Annotated in this window: 13 protein-coding genes and 1 tRNA gene; 12 read left to right on the top strand and 2 right to left on the bottom strand. The window is 66.2% G+C overall.

Going from position 1 to position 18070, the window contains the following annotated elements:
• The first annotated feature begins 17 nt into the window (after window positions 1-17).
• From tolB to ACQZF9_RS11680, 7 genes are all read left to right on the top strand, one after another.
• Window positions 18-1310, top strand: coding sequence for a Tol-Pal system beta propeller repeat protein TolB (gene tolB, locus ACQZF9_RS11710; protein WP_428309154.1), 1293 nt, complete (start codon window positions 18-20; stop codon window positions 1308-1310).
• Window positions 1311-1369: 59 nt separating this feature from the next.
• Window positions 1370-1888, top strand: coding sequence for a peptidoglycan-associated lipoprotein Pal (pal, locus tag ACQZF9_RS11705; RefSeq protein WP_428309153.1), 519 nt, complete (start codon window positions 1370-1372; stop codon window positions 1886-1888).
• A 76-nt stretch (window positions 1889-1964) separates the two neighbouring features.
• Window positions 1965-2753, top strand: coding sequence for a tol-pal system protein YbgF (gene ybgF / locus ACQZF9_RS11700; RefSeq protein ID WP_428309152.1), 789 nt, complete (start codon window positions 1965-1967; stop codon window positions 2751-2753).
• A gap of 9 nt (window positions 2754-2762) precedes the next feature.
• Window positions 2763-3443, top strand: coding sequence for a 7-carboxy-7-deazaguanine synthase QueE (gene queE, locus ACQZF9_RS11695; protein WP_428309151.1), 681 nt, complete (start codon window positions 2763-2765; stop codon window positions 3441-3443).
• Entirely contained in the window at window positions 3440-4120 is a 681-nt protein-coding gene (gene queC, locus ACQZF9_RS11690) for a 7-cyano-7-deazaguanine synthase QueC (RefSeq protein ID WP_428309150.1), read from the top strand. The genes queE and queC overlap by 4 nt, the downstream gene beginning before the upstream one ends.
• A gap of 97 nt (window positions 4121-4217) precedes the next feature.
• Window positions 4218-4293: transfer RNA gene (locus ACQZF9_RS11685), tRNA-Lys, on the top strand.
• Window positions 4294-4571: 278 nt separating this feature from the next.
• Window positions 4572-8441 carry a Calx-beta domain-containing protein gene (locus ACQZF9_RS11680; RefSeq protein WP_428309149.1) on the top strand — a complete coding sequence of 1290 codons (3870 nt, stop codon included), beginning with the start codon at window positions 4572-4574 and terminating at the stop codon, window positions 8439-8441.
• Window positions 8442-8511: 70 nt separating this feature from the next.
• Here the strand turns inward: ACQZF9_RS11680 and ACQZF9_RS11675 are convergent, their stop codons facing one another.
• Window positions 8512-8709, bottom strand: a complete 198-nt coding sequence (locus tag ACQZF9_RS11675) for a hypothetical protein (protein ID WP_428309148.1) — start codon at window positions 8707-8709, stop codon at window positions 8512-8514.
• 298 nt (window positions 8710-9007) lie between these two features.
• On the opposite strand from ACQZF9_RS11675, the gene trpA reads away from it, so the two are divergent.
• From trpA to recJ, 5 genes are read left to right on the top strand one after another with little or no spacing between them, the layout of a single operon-like run.
• The gene (gene trpA / locus ACQZF9_RS11670) at window positions 9008-9826 is read left to right on the top strand and encodes a tryptophan synthase subunit alpha (protein WP_428309147.1); all 819 of its coding nucleotides are present in this window, start codon (window positions 9008-9010) and stop codon (window positions 9824-9826) included.
• Window positions 9823-10692, top strand: a complete 870-nt coding sequence (gene accD / locus ACQZF9_RS11665) for an acetyl-CoA carboxylase, carboxyltransferase subunit beta (RefSeq protein WP_428309146.1) — start codon at window positions 9823-9825, stop codon at window positions 10690-10692. Before trpA ends, accD begins: the two co-directional genes overlap by 4 nt.
• Window positions 10668-12005 (top strand): bifunctional tetrahydrofolate synthase/dihydrofolate synthase, encoded by a 1338-nt coding sequence (gene folC, locus ACQZF9_RS11660; RefSeq protein WP_428309145.1) that lies wholly within the window; start codon window positions 10668-10670, stop codon window positions 12003-12005. The genes accD and folC overlap by 25 nt, the downstream gene beginning before the upstream one ends.
• Window positions 12002-12928: an SPOR domain-containing protein gene (locus tag ACQZF9_RS11655; protein WP_428309144.1), complete on the top strand. Its 927-nt coding sequence runs from the start codon at window positions 12002-12004 to the stop codon at window positions 12926-12928. Before folC ends, ACQZF9_RS11655 begins: the two co-directional genes overlap by 4 nt.
• Window positions 12918-14648 carry a single-stranded-DNA-specific exonuclease RecJ gene (gene recJ / locus ACQZF9_RS11650; RefSeq protein WP_428309143.1) on the top strand — a complete coding sequence of 577 codons (1731 nt, stop codon included), beginning with the start codon at window positions 12918-12920 and terminating at the stop codon, window positions 14646-14648. The genes ACQZF9_RS11655 and recJ overlap by 11 nt, the downstream gene beginning before the upstream one ends.
• Before the next feature lie 175 nt (window positions 14649-14823).
• Here the strand turns inward: recJ and ACQZF9_RS11645 are convergent, their stop codons facing one another.
• Window positions 14824-17994, bottom strand: a complete 3171-nt coding sequence (locus ACQZF9_RS11645) for an EAL domain-containing protein (RefSeq protein ID WP_428309142.1) — start codon at window positions 17992-17994, stop codon at window positions 14824-14826.
• Window positions 17995-18070 lie beyond the last annotated feature (76 nt).

The raw sequence follows: 18070 nt of genomic DNA, 5'->3' as shown, positions 1-18070 counted from the left end.
CTATGAGAACTGTGTCGATGAAAGCAATGTTCCGCTGCCTGCTGGTGCTGTCGGCCTTTGTCGCCGCGCCGGCGTTTGCCGATCTGGATATCACCGTCACCGGCGGCAAAGACGCGGCGCAGCCGATCGCGATCGTGCCGTTCTCCAGCAACGACGGCCTGCCGACGGATGTCTCCAGCGTCATCGACGCCGACCTGTCGCGCAGCGGCATGTTCAGAACGCTGCCGCGCACCGACATGCTGGAAAAGCCCGACGACCCCAGCCGCGTCGACTTCCGCAACTGGCGTTCGGTGAACATGAATAATGTCGTCGTCGGCAAGCTGATCCGCACGCCGGGCAGCGACCGCGTCGCGTCGCGCTTCTATCTGCTGGACGTGATCACCGGCCAGCAGCTGATCGCCTATGACATGCCGGCGGTGGCACCGGACCAGCTGCGTTATGTCGCGCACCAGATCGCCGATCTGATCTTCGAGCGCCTGACCGGCATCCCCGGCGTGTTCAATACCAAGATCGCCTACGTGACCTCCAGCGGCATCGGTCCCTCGCGCAACTACCAGCTGATCATTGCCGACGCCGACGGCTACAACCCGCGAACCATCGCCAGCTCACGCGAGACCTTGATGTCGCCGTCGTGGTCGCCGGATCGCAAGAAACTCGCTTACGTCGGCTACGAGCGCGGCCGCTCGGGCATCTATGTGCACGACATCGCCAGCGGCCAGGTCAAGAAGATCCTGTCGGAGAAGGGGATCAACGGCTCGCCGAGCTGGTCGCCGGACGGCACCAAGATGCTGATCACCTTGTCGTTCGAGACCAACCCGGACATCTACATTCTTGATTTGCAGAGCGGCCAGCGTAAGCGTCTGACCGACCATTACGGCATCGATACCGAGGCTTCGTTCTCGCCGGATGGACAATCGGTGGTGTTTACGTCGGATCGTGGCGGACAGCCGCAAATTTACAAAATGTCGGTGGCCGGTGGCGACGCCCAGCGCATCACTTTCGCCGGCCGGCAGAACCTCGACGCCAGTTATTCGCCCGACGGCAAGTACCTGACCCTGGTGAATCTGGACGAAGGGCGCTATCGTATCGCGCTCCTCGACTTGGCTACCGGCAATCTTCGCATTCTCAGCGAGGGTGGCCTGGATGAAAGTCCCAGCTTCGCACCCAACGGCGCCGTAATCATTTACGCGACCCAGGTCCGCGGCGGTGGTGCCGAACTTGCGACCGTCACCACCGACGGACGCGTGCGGCAAAGGCTGCATCAGCCGGGTGAGGTCAGAGAGCCGGCTTGGTCGCCTTTGGCAAAATAAGTCTTTTTGGTTTCAGCATTTCCCTAAATAATCGGGTCGTTTCTTCAGGAGTTGGAAAAATGTTCAAGCAAATTCTCGTTTCTTCGGTTGTCGTCGCGAGCCTCGCGCTCACCGCCTGCGCCAGCAGCGGCAAAAAGAATGCACCGCCGCCCCCGCCGCCGGTGAACAACAGCGGCATGTCCGGCTACGGCGCGTCCGACAGCAGCGTCAACGGTACCGGCCTCGGCGGCGGCAGCCTGGCTGACCTGGCCAACAAGAAGACCGTGTACTTCGAATACGACAGCAGCGACCTGACCTCGGAAGGCCAGGCTGTCGCCTCCGCCTGGGCCAAGTACCTCGCCGCCAATCCGAGCGTGCGCGTGCGTCTGGAAGGCAACACCGACGAGCGCGGCACCCGCGAGTACAACGTCAGCCTCGGCGAGCATCGCGGCAACGCCGTGCAGGCCGCTCTGACCGCCGGTGGTGCTTCCGCCAGCCAGCTCAGCGTCGTCAGCTACGGCGAAGAGAAGCCGGTCGCTGCCGGCCACGACGAATCTGCCTACGCGCAGAACCGTCGCGTCGACATCGTTCAGCAGTAAGCTGCTGCGTCGGTAGCGCTTTCGCAACCTGAAGAAAGGGTAGGTCGCAATGATGGGTCATCGGATTTCCGCGTTGATGGGTTTGTCTCTGGTTGCTCTCAGCGGCTGCGCGGATTTCGGTGGCCCGATCAACGGGTCCGGCCAGCCGGTGCTCTCCCCGCAGGAGCGCCGGCTGCAGGATCTGGAGAACAAGACGGCGCAGATGTCGCGCCGGCTCGACGCGATCAACTCCAGCGGCCAGGACCAGGATCTGATCCGGCTGCGCGACGAGGTCCGCGATCTGCGCGGCATGGTCGAGAAACTGCGCTACGACAGCGATCAGCGCGACCGCGCGGCCAAGGATCAGTATCAGGATCTGAACGGCCGTCTGATGCGTTTCGAAGGCACCGCTCCGCCGGTGGTTTCGGGCGCGCCGGGCACGTATCCGGGCGTCACGCCGGGCACGATTTCTTCGGCGCCGACTCCGCAGCGTCCGACCGTCGCTTCGCCGGAAGAGGAGGCCGCCTATCTGGCGACCTTCGACCTGTTGAAGAACGGCAAGTACGACGATGCGATCCGCGGTTTCAAATCGATGCTCGACCAGTGGCCGCAGGGCCGTTACGCGGACAATGCGTGGTACTGGATGGGCGAAGCCAATTACGTGAAGCGCGACTACAACGGCGCGCTGACCAGTTTCCAGTCGCTGGTGGATCGTTTCCCCACCAGCCCCAAGCTGGCCGACGGCCTGTACAAGGTCGGTCTGTGCCAGATCGAGCTCAAGCGCACCAGCGAGGCCAAGGCCACGTTGCAGCGCGTGACGCGCGAATTCCCGACGTCTAACGCCTCCAATCTGTCACGGCAGAAATTGGAACAGCTGGGCGGATAGGTTCCTGCCATGACTTCGGCCGTTGCGCAGCCGGCGCCGGCGGCGCGATTGGATCGGCTGAAGATCACCGAGATTTTTCTTTCGCTGCAGGGCGAATCCTCCTTCATCGGCTGGCCGACGGTATTCGTGCGGCTGACCGGCTGCCCGCTGCGCTGCGTGTATTGCGATACCGAATACGCGTTCTACGGCGGGCAATGGCGCGGCATGGACGAGGTGCTGGCAGAAGTGTCGAAGCACGGCGCCCGGCATGTCTGCGTCACCGGCGGCGAACCTCTCGCGCAAAAGAGCTGCATCCAGCTGCTGACGCGGCTGTGCGATCTGGGCCATAGCGTGTCGCTGGAAACCAGCGGTGCGCTCGACGCCGGCGGCGTCGACCCGCGCGTGACCCGCATCATCGACGTCAAGACGCCGGGCTCGGGCGAGCAGGCGCGCAATCACTGGGCAAATCTAGACGCGCTGCGTGCGCACGACGAAATCAAGTTCGTGCTGTGCTCGCGCGAGGATTACGAGTGGGCCAGGCAGATCGTGCAGCAGCGCGATCTGAGCAGCCGCTGCACGGTGCTGTTTTCGCCCAGCCATCATCAGGTCAGCCCGCGCCAGCTCGCGGACTGGATCATCGAAGACCGGCTGCCGGTGCGGTTCCAGATGCAGTTGCACAAGCAGTTGTGGGGCGAGGAGCCGGGACGATGAGCATCGACAAAAAGCGCGCCGTCGTGCTGCTGTCCGGTGGCCTGGACTCGGCCACGGTGCTGGCGATCGCACGCGAGCAGGGCTACGAGACCTATGCGATTTCGGTCGCCTACGGCCAGCGTCACGACGCCGAGGTCAGGGCCTCGGCCGACGTCGCGCGCAGCCTCGGCGCCAAGCGCCACCAGGTAATGCAGGTCAATCTCAACGATGTCGGAGGATCGGCGCTCACCGACCGCTCGATCGCGGTCCCGGAGTCGCCGTCCGAGGGCATCCCGGTCACCTATGTGCCGGCGCGCAACACGCTGTTCCTTTCGCTGGCCCTGGGTTGGGCCGAAGTGCTGGGTTCGACCGACATCTGGATCGGCGTCAACGCGGTGGATTATTCCGGCTACCCCGACTGCCGCCCGGAATTCATCGCTGCATTCGAGCGCCTGGCCAATGTCGCGACCAAGGCCGGTGTCGAAGGGCAAAGCTTCAAGGTGCACACGCCGCTGATCGATCTGAGCAAGGCCGACATCGTGCGCTGGGGTACCCAACTCGGCGTCAATTACGCCGAGACCGTGTCCTGCTACCAGGCCGACGACCAGGGCCGCGCCTGCGGTCGCTGCGACTCCTGCCGGCTGCGCCGCGCGGGCTTTGAAAGCGCCGGCATTGCCGATCCGACGCGCTATTACTGATCGCGTCGCTGCTATTCAACGTCGCGGCATGATCCAGTATCATGCGCGGCCCGCCGCAGCCGACAGAGGCTGTTAAGGCAGATAGTTAGATTTTTTCGGGTCGTTAGCTCAGTCGGTAGAGCAGTTGACTTTTAATCAATTGGTCGATGGTTCGAATCCATCACGACCCACCAGTTCTTCGTCCGGCCGTACCAGGACGTGATCCAAGCCCGCGACGCTGCGGGCTTTTTTGTGCGCGGTGTAGGCGTCTCAGCAGCACCCGCCGCGGTAAAGCCCGGTTGATTGCCCCCTAGGCATCAAGTCCTGGATGACGGGCTTGTCGCTGCTGGCTCCATACGGCGCGGCGCCCCGGGCGGATGACGCGATCGTCAGAGCCGACCATACTCCGGGCGCGCCGGGAGTGGCGTGGCCACGTACTGCGCGGCCCTACTATCAAAACTGGGGAGTGGGGATGAACCAGAATAGCGAAGCGCCGCTAGCTGCGGTCGCAGTGAGCGCCTGTCTGCCGGTTTCAAACCGCTGGGTTTCAGACAAGCTGACATCCTGGCTGTCGGTTGCCGCCTTGGCCGGCGCCGCGTTGTGGCCGGTACTGGCGCCCGCCGCAGTGACCGTGACCACGGAACAGTCGCGGCTGATTCCACAGCAGACCGAAGGCGACTATCAGGGCGGCTACGCGCTCGATGCCGACAACTTGGCCGTCAGCGAGTCGAGCTCCGCGAGCAGCGTGTGCCCGCACTCGATCGCGATTCGCGAACGCAATCTCGGCGGCAGCAACCAATGGGGCCTGCGCAAGGCGATCACGCCAAGCAGCAGCAACGACTGCGCGAGCTTCGGCAAGCCGGTTTCGAGCGTCGCGCTGCAGGGCGACACCCTGGTCGTCGGCAGTCCCGACGAGCGCGGCCAGAGCAGCGGCAATCTCTCGGTCGGCGCGGTGTATGTGTTCCGCCGCAATGCCGGCGGCAGCAACAACTGGGGCCAGGTAGCGCGGCTGACGCCGCCCGAGCCCCCGGGCGAACTGGGTTCGCTGCGCTTCGGCTACAACGTCGCGGTATCCGGCAACACCGTTGCTGCCGGTGTCGGCACCTATCCGAACGCCAGCGGCAACACCGTCGCCGTGGCGCTGTTCGAGCGCAATACGACGACCGATACCTTCGCTTTGTCGCGCAGCGTGTCGCGCGCGCAGGTGGGCACGAACGGCGACCTGTCGTATCTCGCCAAGCCGCAGGGCCTGGCGATCGACGGCAACTATCTGATCGTCGCCATCACCGATGCTTCCAGCAGTCACCACAACTCGGTCGCGTTTCTCGAGCGCAACAGCGGCGGCAGCAATGTCTGGGGTACGGTCAAACAACTGACTCTGTCGGGCAGCAGCGCGCCCAGTGTCGCGGTCAGCGGTTCGCGCGTCGCCGTGGGCGAATCGTTCAATGCCGGCGGCAGCGAATCGCGTGTGCATGTCTACGAGCGCGGCGCGTCGACTTGGACGGAAGTGAAGACCATCAACGGCCTTTCGCTCGGGCTCGGCGGCGGCAATGCGGCGCAGACTTATTTCGGCGCGCAGCTGCGGCTTAGCGGCGACAATCTCGCGGTCGGCAACGGCCAGATGCTGGCGCCCTCGGGGCCGATCGGCGGCGCGCTGCTGTTCCAGCGCAACAACGGCGGCACCGGCAACTGGGGGCTGGTGCGTGAATTCGTCGCCGGCGATGCTCGTGTCGACCTCAATTCACCGATGTACCTGGCCGGCGACACCGCCGCCTTCGTCGGCGCGACCGTGCCCGAAGGCCGTGTGGTCGAACTGTTCTCGATCAGCGCCGCGCCGCCGAAAGTCGTCGACTGGAGCGACGCGCCCGCGCCGTATCCGGTGGCGACGCATGTCTGGGGCAGCGGTTTGCGACTGGGTTACCTGGTCGACGTCGAGAGCGGCATTCCGGCAGCAACGGGCGAATGCCAGGACCTTGCCTTCGACGATTATCGCGGCCTGTATTTCGACGACGATTCACTGCTGAGCCAGTCTTGCGGCAGCTATCCGATCGCCACGCTGAGCATCGGCGACACCGCCGGCATCGACATCCGCACGCAAGGCGGCAGCGGCAGGCTCGATGCCTGGCTCGACAAGAACCGCGATCAGAACTGGAGCGGCGCGGGCGAGAAGATCGCCGACGGCGCGGTCGTCAACAGCTCCGACGCCGAGACCACGACCTATACCAGCGTGTCGCTGCCACTGACGCTGGCCGAAGCCGTGCCCGGCCTCAGCTGGCTGCGCATTCGCTTCTCCAGCGCCGGCACGCCGCTGCCTTCCGGCGAGGCGGCCGATGGCGAGGTCGAGGATTATCCGATCCTGCTGGCGCTACCGCAGTTCTATGCGCAATGCACGTCGGTGTCCGAAGGCAACAGCGGCAACACCAACATGCCGTGCACCATCGGCACCCAGACCATCAATGGCAAGGATCGTCGGCTGACGCATACGGTCAAGGTCGACTACACCACCAGCGCCTGTCCAGAGAGCGTGTTCAATCCGGCGACTTCGGGCCAGGACTTCGTGCCTGCCAGCGGCACCGTGACCCTGGCACCGGGCAGCACGCGCCAGACCATCAACATCCCGATCAAGGGTGACTTGATCGAAGAGCCGACCGAGGCGGTTTGCCTGAGCTTGAAGAACCCGGTCAACGCCAGCCTGTCGGACAGCCAGCCGCTGATCTACGGCAGCATTCTCAACGACGACCAAGTGACGGCGTCGCTGCTGTATGGCGGCGGCAGCTTCCCGGAAGCCGGCGGTAGCGCCTCGGTGTGCGCGGGCCTGAGCAATACCACGGATCACCAGGTCAACATCACCGTCGGCTTCACCGGCACCGCGACCAAGTTCGGCGACTACGGCCTCAACGGCAACATCATCGCGATCCCGGCGGGCAGCACCTCGGTCTGCGGCCTGCGTATCAGCGCCATCGACGACAGCGTCGCCGAAGGCGACGAGACCGTGATCGCGACGATCACCAGCGTGCAGGGCGCGGCGATCGGCACGCCGGCGTCGAACATCTATACGATCAAGGATGACGACAAGCCGATCCCCAGCCTGAGCCTGAGCATCTCGGCGGCCAGCATCAACGAGAACGCCGGCAAAGCCACGGTGACCGCCACGCTCAGCGCGGCGAGCAGCAGTGCGGTCAAGGTCGATCTGTATTACTACGGCGGCGCGCAGCGCAATATCGACTATGGCGGCGCCGTCGACAGCCTGACGATCCCGGCCAACGCCACCAGCGCCAGCTTCACGATCAACGCAATCAACGACGCCCTGGACGAGGACGACGAAAGCATCGGCATCCAGATCTCCAGCGCGAGCGGCGCGACCTACACCACTGCCGCCGTCGGCACGACGATCAAGGACGACGATGCGACGCCGAGCTTGCGCTTTGCCACGGCGAGCAGCGCGGTCGCCGAGAACGCCGGTGCCGAGGTCACGGTCGGCGTGCAGTTGTCGGGGGCCAGCAGCCGCAGCGTATCGGCGACGCTGGCGATCTCGGGCACGGCGACCCGCAACAGCGACTACAAGCTGACGACCACGGCGATCAGCTTCGCGCCCGGCGAAACCAGCAAGAGCTTCATCGTCACGCCGGTCAACGACAGCGCCGCGGAAAGCGATGAAACGGCGGTCTTCACGCTCAGCGCGCCGGTCAACGTCAGCCTGGGCTCGCCATCGGCGTATACCTTGACCATCGTCGACGACGACCTCGGCGTGATCAGCCTGAGCCCGGCGAGCGCCAGTCTCGACCTGCGCGAGCAGCAGTGCCTGAGCGCCGTCGCCAGCAATCGCAGCGGCAAGCCCTATGTCGGCGCGCCGATCAAGTTCACCCGTACTGGCGCCAATCCGGGCACGGCGACGGTGAACTCGGGCAGCGACGGCAGCGCGCGGCACTGCTGGACCGGCAGCGTCGCCGGCACCGACTCGGTGAAGGCGACTTCGGGCGCGATCAGCTCCAACGTCGCCAGCATCGTCTGGAACAAGCGCGCCAGCGCGATGAGCGCCAGCGGCTATATCTCGGCGCAGGCCGGCGGCCTGCCGAGCCTGTTGACCGTGTCGGCGAACTTGGGTGATGGCAAGACCGGTGCGGCGATCGTCGGCGCACGCGTGCGCTTCAGCGCCGGCAGTATCGCGGTCTGCGAGGCCAGCAGCGACGCGCAGGGCAAGGCCAGCTGTACCGGCACGCTGAGCGGCAGCCTGAGCGTGATCCTGGGTTTGGGCTATGACGCCAACTTCGACGGCGACGCGACCTACAAGCCGGTCGCCGCGAAAGGCAAGCTGGTCTGCGTCGGCGCGCTCTGTCTGTAGCGCGGTGAAGTCGTAACGCGAAAAAGCCGGCAAAAGCCGGCTTTTTCGTGTGTGTCGCGCGGCGGCTGCCTCAGCCGAATTTCTTGCGAGGCGGCTTGGCCTGGACACTGTCGGCCGGGCGGCGTTGCACGCCCGGCAGCGGATGGACCTTGCGCGCTGTCGACTCGGCCTCGTCTTCGGCCAGCTCCAGCTGCTCGACCGAGCTGTACTGGCCGGCGGTGGTCCAGGTAGCGAACAGGCTGGACAGGGTGGGGAACAGGCGTTTCATGGCAGGTACTCCTGAGCCTAGGGATCGCGAACATGTTGCGATGCAACACAATCTAGGCCCTCTACATGACAGTTGCTAATCGCCAGTTCGGATGTGTGGCATTGCTTTAACTGATCAAAGAGTAAGTTATCTGAATGCCCGCTGTACGGGATGCTGCACTGCGGCGCGCACGACGAGCAAAATTCCGCTTGAGTCGCCGCCATACGCCCCGTAAAGTCGCCGCTCCCCGATCGCAGGCTACTCGCGGCGTGCTCCACCGCTCCGGCATCAATCCGATCCGTTCCAGGCTGCTCATTCCATGAGTCGAATTTCGTCCCGTCTCGCTGCGGTCAAAGACCGTGGGCGCAAGGCACTGATTCCGTACATCACCGCCGGTGATCCGCACCCCAAGGAGACCGTCGCGCTGATGCACGCGCTGGTCGAAGGCGGCGCCGACATTCTCGAACTCGGCGTGCCGTTCTCCGACCCGATGGCCGACGGCCCGGTGATTCAACTGGCCTGCGAACGCGCGCTGGCGCACGGCACCAGCCTGCGCAACGTCATCGCCATGGTCGCGCAGTTCCGTCAGAAGGACAGCCAGACGCCGGTGGTGCTGATGGGCTATCTGAACCCGATCGAGCATCTCGGCATCCAGGCTTTCGCTGCCGAGGCCAGGGCCGCCGGTGTCGACGGCGTGCTGATCGTCGATCTGGCGGTGGAAGAGGCCGGCGATTTCGGCGGCCCACTGCGCGAAGCCGGCATCGACCTGATTTTCCTGATCGCGCCGACCAGCCCGGCGGCGCGCATCCAGGCCGTGGCCTCGCAGGCGGGGGGGTATCTGTATTATGTTTCGGTGAAGGGAGTCACCGGATCATCGCAATTGGACGTCGCCAGCGTGGAAACCAAGCTGAACGAAATCCGTCGCTATACCAACTTGCCGCTGGCCGTCGGCTTCGGCATTCGCGATCCACAGTCGGCCGCCCAGGTCGCCAGAATCGCGGACGGCGTCATCGTCGGCAGCGCGTTGGTCAGCGAAATCGAAAAACATCAGGCGCAGGCCCATCTTTTGCCTGAAATACTCAAGGAGAAGCTCGGCGCCATGCGCCGCGCGATGGACAACCAGGGAATGCCGTCATGAGCTGGCTCGACAAGATCGCGGGATCGCAGTTGCTGACTCATGGCGTGCGCAAGCACAACGTGCCCGAGGGGCTGTGGGTCAAATGCGACGGCTGCGCGTCGGTGCTGTATCGCGCCGAACTCGAGCGCACGCTGGAAGTTTGCCCCAAGTGCAGCGCGCATCGCCCGATCACCGCGCGTGCGCGGCTCAACCAGCTGCTGGACCAGGACGGCCGCGTCGAGATCGCCAAGAACATCGCCTCGGCCGATCCACTCAAGTTCAAGGATTCGCGCAAGTACACCGACCGCGTCAAGGAAGCGCAGGCCGACACCGACGAAAAAGATGCGCTGGTGGTGATGAGCGGCCAGATCAATGGCTTGCCGCTGGTCGCCTCGGTGTTCGAGTTCGGCTTCATGGGTGGCTCGATGGGCTCGGTGGTCGGCGAGAAGTTCGTCCACGGCGCCAATGCCGCGCTCGAAGCCGGCATTCCTTATGTGTGCTTTTCCGCCACCGGCGGCGCGCGCATGCAGGAGTCGCTGTTCTCGCTGATGCAGATGGCCAAGACTTCGGCGGTACTGGCGCGCATGTCGGATCGTGGCCTGCCGTTCATCTCCGTGCTGACGCATCCGACCATGGGCGGCGTGTCGGCGAGCCTGGCGATGCTGGGCGACATCATCATTGCCGAACCGCGTGCGCTGATCGGTTTCGCCGGCCCGCGCGTGATCGAGCAGACCGTGCGCCAGAAACTGCCGGAAGGCTTTCAGCGCGCCGAGTTCCTGCTCGAGCATGGCGCGATCGACATGATCGTCGACCGTCGTGAAATGCGCGACAAGCTGCACCGCCTGCTCGCGATGATGACCCATTGGGCGCCGTCGCCGAAGGCTTGATCCTCGACGCTCAGCCGCAATCCACCGCGTCCCCGGCGATGACCGCGCCGGCTGCCGATGCGTCCCTGGATGCGTGGCTCGACTACCAGCAGCAACTCCATCCGAGCGCGATCGAGCTCGGGCTGGAGCGTGTGCGTGCGGTCGCCGTGCGCCTGGGCCTGCCCGCGGCCGGCATCGTCACGCTCGTCGTCGGCGGCACCAACGGCAAGGGCTCCAGCGCGACGCTGGCGGCGTTGATTTACAGCCAGGCCGGCTATCGCGTCGGCCTGTACCGCTCACCGCATCTGCTGCGCTACAACGAGCGTGTCGTCATCGACGGCGTCGAGGCCAGCGACGCGGCCTTGTGCCGCGCCTTCGCCGCGATCGAGCAGGCGCGAGACGAGATTGCGCTGACCTACTTCGAGTTCGGAACGCTGGCCGCGTTGTGGTTGTTCGCCGAGGCGGGTGTGCACGCGCAGGTTCTGGAAGTCGGCCTCGGCGGCCGTCTCGACGCGGTCAATATCGTCGATGCCGATGCGGCGATGGTCACCAATATCGGCCTCGATCACGAAGACTGGCTCGGTGCGGGACGCGAAGCCATCGGCTTCGAAAAAGCCGGCATTTTTCGCGGGCAGAAGCCGGCCGTGCTGGTCGATCCGGCGCCGCCGGCCAGCCTGCTGAAACAGGCGCGACATATCGGCGCGAAGCTGCAGCAGCTGGATGTCGACTACCGCTACGAGATCGCCGCGGAGGGCTGGAGCTGGCAGTCCGCGCAGACGCGTTTTGACGCGCTGCCCCTGCCTGGCTTGCGCGGCGCGGTGCAGTTGCGCAACGCGGCCGGCGTGCTCGCCGCCATAGAAGCGCTGCAGCCGCTGCTGCCGGTGAGCGAAGCTTCGATTCGCGCGGCGCTGCCGCAACTGCGGCTTGCCGGCCGCTTCGAGAATCGCGGCCGCTGGTGGTTCGATGTCGCGCACAACACCGAGGCGGCCGAAGTGCTGGCCGACAACATCGCGCAGACGTTTGCGCCGCGCGCGCCGTGGCTGCTGCTCGGCATGCTGTCGGACAAGCCGGTCGAGAATGTCGCGCGCGTGCTCGCGCCGCATGTGGCCGGCGCGAGTTTCGTCGGCCTGCCGCCGCCGCGTGGCCTGACTGCGCAGACTTTGCAGCAGCGCGCCGCCAGCGCCGGCCTGCATGGCCGGGCCGTTCCCGAGATCGCGGACGCGATGCGCGAGGCCGCGGCGCAGGCGGGCGAGGGCGCGGCGATTCTGGTCTGCGGCTCCTTCCTGACCGTCGCCAGCGCGATCGAGCTGCTCGACCAGGGCCTGATCTCGTGAACGCGGTGCTGCTACGCCGTCTGCTCGGCGCCGGCGTGATCCTGCTGATGCTGTTCATCGCCAGCCTGCTGCTGCCGGCGCCGAGCGATCCCAAGCCCGCCGAGCCCGGCATGCGCCGGGTCGAAGTCGCCGTCGACGACACGCGGCCGATCACGATGCCGAAGGCCGATGCGACGGCGGCTCCGATGGAGCCGCAGGCCGCGCCGGCGCCGACGCCTTCGCAGCCGCTGGAGCCGGGCACGCCGGCTTCGCGCAAGGCCATCGCCGAATCGGCCGAAGCCGCCGCGAAACAATTCTCCGGACTCGGCCGCGAAACGCCGGCCAGTCCGGAGGTGCAAAGCGAAGCGGTGCAGGAAGACGACGACATCGCCGCCGCACCGTCCGCCGAAACTTCGGAAGAGCCGCCGCCGAAAGCGCCGACGCCATCCCCCTCCAAGCCTACTGCCGAAATCAAACCACCGATAAGCCAGCGCACGCCGCCAACAGCGGCGACAGGCGCGAGCAAGCCCAGGCCTGCGACACCGACGGAATCCAAACCTGCACCCGCGCAGGCTCCGGCTGCCACACGTCCGACGACACCGGCTCCGGCCGTGACGACGGCTCAGACCACGCCGCCCAAGCCCGTGATCGCGCCGCCCGCCGCCGCGCCGGTGACGACGCCGCCTGCGACGAATGGTGCAGCCAAGGGACCGCGCTGGGCCGTGCAAGCCGGCAGTTATGCCGACATCGGCAACGCGCGCCAGGTCGAAGCACAGCTCAAAGCACTGGGATTCTCCAGCTCGATTTCATTGACCGAAGCCGGAGGCAGCGCGCGCTATCGCGTGCGCAGCGGGCCTTATCCGACGCGCGAAGCCGCCGATTCCGCGCGAGCGCGCCTGCAGCAGAATCACATCTCCGCCAACGTCGTGCCCGATGGCGGTTGAGCGTCGGCAGATCCGCCGCCGCATTGTTCCCGCGCATCGCCTGCCTGCCACGCTGGACCCGGTGCTGCAGCGCGTGTACGCGGCGCGCGGCCTGATCGAAGCTGACGAAGTCGGCCTGGATCTGGCGCAGATGCTGCCGCCGGATCGGCTGCTCGGCCTGCCGCGCGCGGTCGGGATTCTGGCCGAGGCCATCACGCAACAACGTCGCATCGTCATCGCCGGCGACTACGATGCCGACGGCGCCACTGGCGTCGCGCTCGCGGTGCTCGGCCTGCGCGCGCTCGGCGCCGCGTCGGTGGACTATGTGGTGCCACACCGCGTGACCATGGGCTACGGCCTGTCGCCGGCGCTGGCGCAGACTGCGAAGGCGATGGGCGCGCAACTGCTGGTCACCGTCGACAACGGCATCGCCAGCATCGCCGGCGTCGCGACTGCGCGCGAACTCGGCATGCAGGTCATCGTCACCGATCACCACCTGCCCGGGCCGGTGTTGCCGCAGGCCGATGCGCTGGTCAATCCGAATCAGCCGGGTTGCCCGTTTCCGAGCAAGTCGCTCGCTGGCGTCGGCGTGATGTTCTATCTGCTGGCCGCACTGCGCGCGCATCTGCGTGATCGCGGCGCCTTCGCGCAACGCCCGGTGCCCAAGCTCGCCGACTGGCTCGATCTGGTGGCGCTGGGCACGGTCGCCGACGTCGCGCGGCTGGATCGCAACAACCGCATCCTGGTCGCCCAGGGCGTCGCGCGTCTGCGCAGCGGCCGCGCGCGGCCCGGCCTGCTGGCGATGCTCAGCGGGGCCGGTCGTGCATTCGAGGCGATCAGCGCGATCGATCTGGGCTTCGTGCTCGGGCCGCGCATCAACGCCGCCGGCCGGCTCGCCGATGCGCGACTCGGCATCGAATGCCTGCTGGAAGAAGACGCCGCCCGCGCGACCGAACTGGCGACCTCGCTGGAACAGATCAATCGTGAGCGCCGCGAAATCCAGCAGGGCATGACCGACACCGCGATCCAGATTGCCGGGCGCCTGCAGCCGGACGATCGCCACGGCGTTTGCGTGTTCGACGAGGACTGGCACGAGGGCGTGATCGGCCCGGTCGCGGCGCGTATCAAGGAGCGCCTGCATCGACCGACGATCGCATTCGCGCCGTCGCAGGATCGCGCGATGCTGAAGGGCTCGGCGCGTTCGGTGCAGGGCCTGAACATCCGTGATGCGATCGCCGCGGTCGACGCCGCGCATCCGGGTCTGATCGAGCGTTTCGGCGGCCATGCGATGGCGGCCGGTCTGAGCCTGAGCAAGCGCGGCTATCCGCAGTTTCGCGAAGCCTTCAACAACGCCTGCGCGGCGGCGCTGCTGCCGCTGGAGCGTGAAGCCTGGCTCGACAGCGACGGCCCACTGCTCGCGAGCGAGCTGCACATCGACACTGCGCGCTGCCTGGAACTCGGCGGCCCCTGGGGCGCCGGTTTCGGCGAGCCACGCTTCGACAACCGCTTCGAGGTGATCGATGCGCGCGTCGTCGGCGGCGATGGCACGCATGCCAAGTATCGACTGCGCCTGGTCGGTGGCAATGGCGCGGAGCTGAGCGCGATCCATTTCGGCGGCGCCGATCAGCTGTGCCGACGCGGCCAGCTGCACGCGTTCTATGCGCTGGGCATCAATCGCTATCGCGATCGCGAGAGCGTGGATCTGCGGATCGATTATCTGGAAGCGATCGCGCCGGTTTGAGCGGGCCCTGCGGCTACAGCGCGCTGCTGATTTCTCCAGCCGTTACCACGACAATCCGCTCATCCCGAGTAGCCGCGCAGCGGCGTATCGAGGGACCCGACGCGATCCGGTCCCTCGATACGCGTGAGACTTACGCCGCGTGCGGGACGAACGGCGGCTTTTTTAATAAACCGTCTCAACCGCCCGGCGCATAAAACACCACCGGAGATGGCTTGGCGATCGCCAAGCCCAGCAAATAATCCGCACCCAGACGGCGCCAGGCATCCAGCGCGCCGGCGTCGCCGAGGTTGGCGACGATGACGCGCTTGCGCAGCGTTCGCGCCAGGCGCACCAGCGATTCCGCCAGCAGCTGCTCGACCGGGTCGGTGCCAAGGCTGCGGAAGTGCAGCGCATCGATCTTGACGAAATCGATGTTCAGCCGGCGGATCAGCGCGACATCCGATGCGCTGCGCCCGGCGAAATGATCGACCGCGACGCGCACGCCGAGCGAGCGCATCGCCTCGCAGAAAATCTGCGCCTGGTTGGGGAATTCGGCGAGTGCATCTTCGCGCAGCTCGAAGCACAGCTTGCGCGGCGGCACGTCGGGATGGCGCTGAAACTGCTCGGCCAGATACTCGACCAGCGAGTGATCCGATAGCGTGCCGGCCGACAGGTTGATGCTGCAGAACGCGAGCCGCTCCAGCGTGTCCGGCGAGCGCGCCAGGTATTCCAGCGTGTTGCGGATCACCCAGCGGTCCATCTCCGGCACCAGGTGATGACGTTCGGCCACCGGCAGGAACGCAGTCGGCGAAGCCCAGAAACCTTCCTCGTCCTCCAGCGCCAGCAGGATGTCGAACACATGGCCTTCGCTCTGATGCGTCTGCGCCGGCATCGCCCATTGCGTGGTCAGGTGGAACAGGCTCTGCTCCAGGCCGGCGCGGATGCGGCGCACCCAGATCGCGTCGTCCGAGCTGCGCTCGGTGCGATCCTGGCTGGTGTCGTAAATCATCACCGCATTGCGGCCGGCACGCTTGGCCGCGGCACAGGCATCTTCGGCGCGGCGGATCAGATCGACGGGGCCATGCGTTTCGTCGGTGATCGCGGTCAGGCCGATGCTGACGGTGACGTTGACCGGCTTGGATTCCCAGTAGATGCGCGTATTGCCGAGCAGCTCGCGCAGTGCTTCGGCGAACACGCGGCCGCGTTCCTCGTCGAAGTTGCCGAGCAGTACCGCGAACTGGTCGGCGCCCATGCGGAACACTTCGCCGGCGTTGCCGACGCGCGAGACGATGGACTCGCCCAGGCGCGTCAGCACCTCGTCGCCGGCCTGCTGGCCGGCGGTGTCGTTGACGCGCTTCAGGTGATCCACGTCGATCACCAGCAGCACGTGCGGGCGCGCGGTGACGCGCACGCCGTCGAGCAGCGAGCGGATCGCGCGATCGCAGGCGATGCGGTTGGGCAGGCCGGTGACCGCGTCGATCATGCGCCGGTCCTGCAGCGCCAGATCGGCCTCGTTGACTTCGGCGGCCGGCCGGAACACGACGATCGCGCCGATCACACGATTCAGGCGCGTGCGGATCGGCGTGACCGAGACGTAGATTTCGATTTCGCGCTGGCCGTCGTTCTGCAGGAACACGCCGTTGCTGTATTCCAGGCGCGTACCGCGCTGGATCGCCAGCTCGGCAAGATTCGGCAGAGGACCGTCGGCGGCGGTGTTTTCGCGCGTCGCCTGGGCCTTGAACACTTCGGTGAAAATGCGGCCGCGCGCAGCGCGCGCGGTGACGCCGACCAGCTGTTCGGCGACCGGGTTGATGTCTTCGACCACGCCGCGTTCGTTGGTCATGATCACGCCGTCGGCGACCGCCTGTAGCGCCAGCGTCGCGCGCTCTTGCGCCTTGGCCAGCGCTTCCTGCGCGGTGCGGCGCTCGTCGGACTCGACCACCAGCTGCGAGTTGGTGGCGATGGTGCGTTCCATGACGTCGCGCAGCTGGCGCACGCGCTCGTTGTGCCAGTGCGACAGCACGCCGATTTCGTTGTCGGCATTTTCGTCGAACTGGATCTGCAGCGCGTCTTCGGCGGTGTCGGCGCTGGCCAGGTCGTTGGTCATGCGCCGCAGCGGCCGCAGCACCAGCCAGTTGATGCTCAGATAAATCAGCAGCGCGGTCATCAGCGCAGCGCCGCCGACCACCAGCAAGGTCTGGTTGAAGAAGTAGTGCACGCCGTTGAAGCCTTCGCGCTCCGACGTCACTCTGACAATCCGCCAGAAGGTTTGCGGCAGCTCGATCAGCGTCGCGAACGAGGGCTCGTCGAGCACGGCGTCGTTCTCGAAGCGCAGCATCCGCGGTGGCTCGGGCTGGGTGTCGCGTCGCGCGATCTGGTTCCAGATCGACGACAGCGCCAGCTCGGATTCCTGGCGCGACAGGTTGCGCGTGCCATCCTTGAGCGCCGACACCGTCGCCGCGTCGTACGCCGGCGACTGCACCGCAGCGCTGATGAAGGCCTCGTCCTGCTGGTGAATCGTCAGCGCCAGCGAGTTGAAGCGCGGCTGCTGCTGCGCCAGCTCGACCAGATTGGTCGGCTGCTTGGCGCCGAACTTGCGCGCGGCCACGTCGGAGATGCCGATCAGGCGCGTGTCGCGGCCGATCAGCAGGCTGTAGCCCGGGCTGCCGGCAGTGAAGCGCGCAAACATTTCGTTGAGCCGGATCACCGACAGGCTGATGGTGATCGCGCCGATGAAGCCGCGGCCGTCGCGCAGCGGCAAGCTGCAGGACACCACTTCCTGGCGGCTCAGCGGCTCGCGGTAGATCGGCGTCCAGTAGCAGCGGTCGGCGGCGGCGTAGCGTGTCGGCGTGAACCAGCTCTCTTCGTAATAGGGCGCGACGCGGGTGTCGTTGTAGTCGCCCCGCGGATTGAACACGCCGGATGCGTCGCGCTGCAGGTAGAGACTGGCGCGCTCCTGCGCAGGGTCGAAGCTGCGCGGTAGCGGCCACACGCCGACGGCGACGATCAGGCTGCTGGCGAGGCTGCGCTCGACCAGGGTCGGCGCCACGGCGGTGAACTGCGCGCGCGCCGGCGCCCCCGGCTGTACTGCCAGCGTGCCCAAGGTATTGGAGAGTTCCTGCACCTGCTCGGACAGTGCGGCCATGCGGTCGGCGACGCGCTGCGCGCTCTCGCGCTCGTAGCGGAAGCTGTCGGCCATCAGCTCGGCCTTGACCAGGTAGTCGCCCGCCAGCCAGGTCGATGCGCCGAGCACGATAAGCGTACCGGTGAGCAGCATCGACAACTTGAACTGCAGCCCCTGACGCCAGTGCAAAGGCCTCACCCGCGCCGGTGCACGCATCGGAATGCTGGGTCTGGATCGGCTCATTTGGGCGCGCAGTCTCGGTTACCAGACCTTATATCGGCATGGTTCCCCGAATAATTACACACGAGCAACGCTTTTG

The sequence above is a fragment of the Hydrocarboniphaga sp. genome (assembly GCF_965279055.1).
Taxonomy (GTDB): domain Bacteria; phylum Pseudomonadota; class Gammaproteobacteria; order Nevskiales; family Nevskiaceae; genus Hydrocarboniphaga.
Note: the sequence above shows the minus strand (reverse complement) of the source record. Positions and strands in the feature narration are given on the sequence as shown.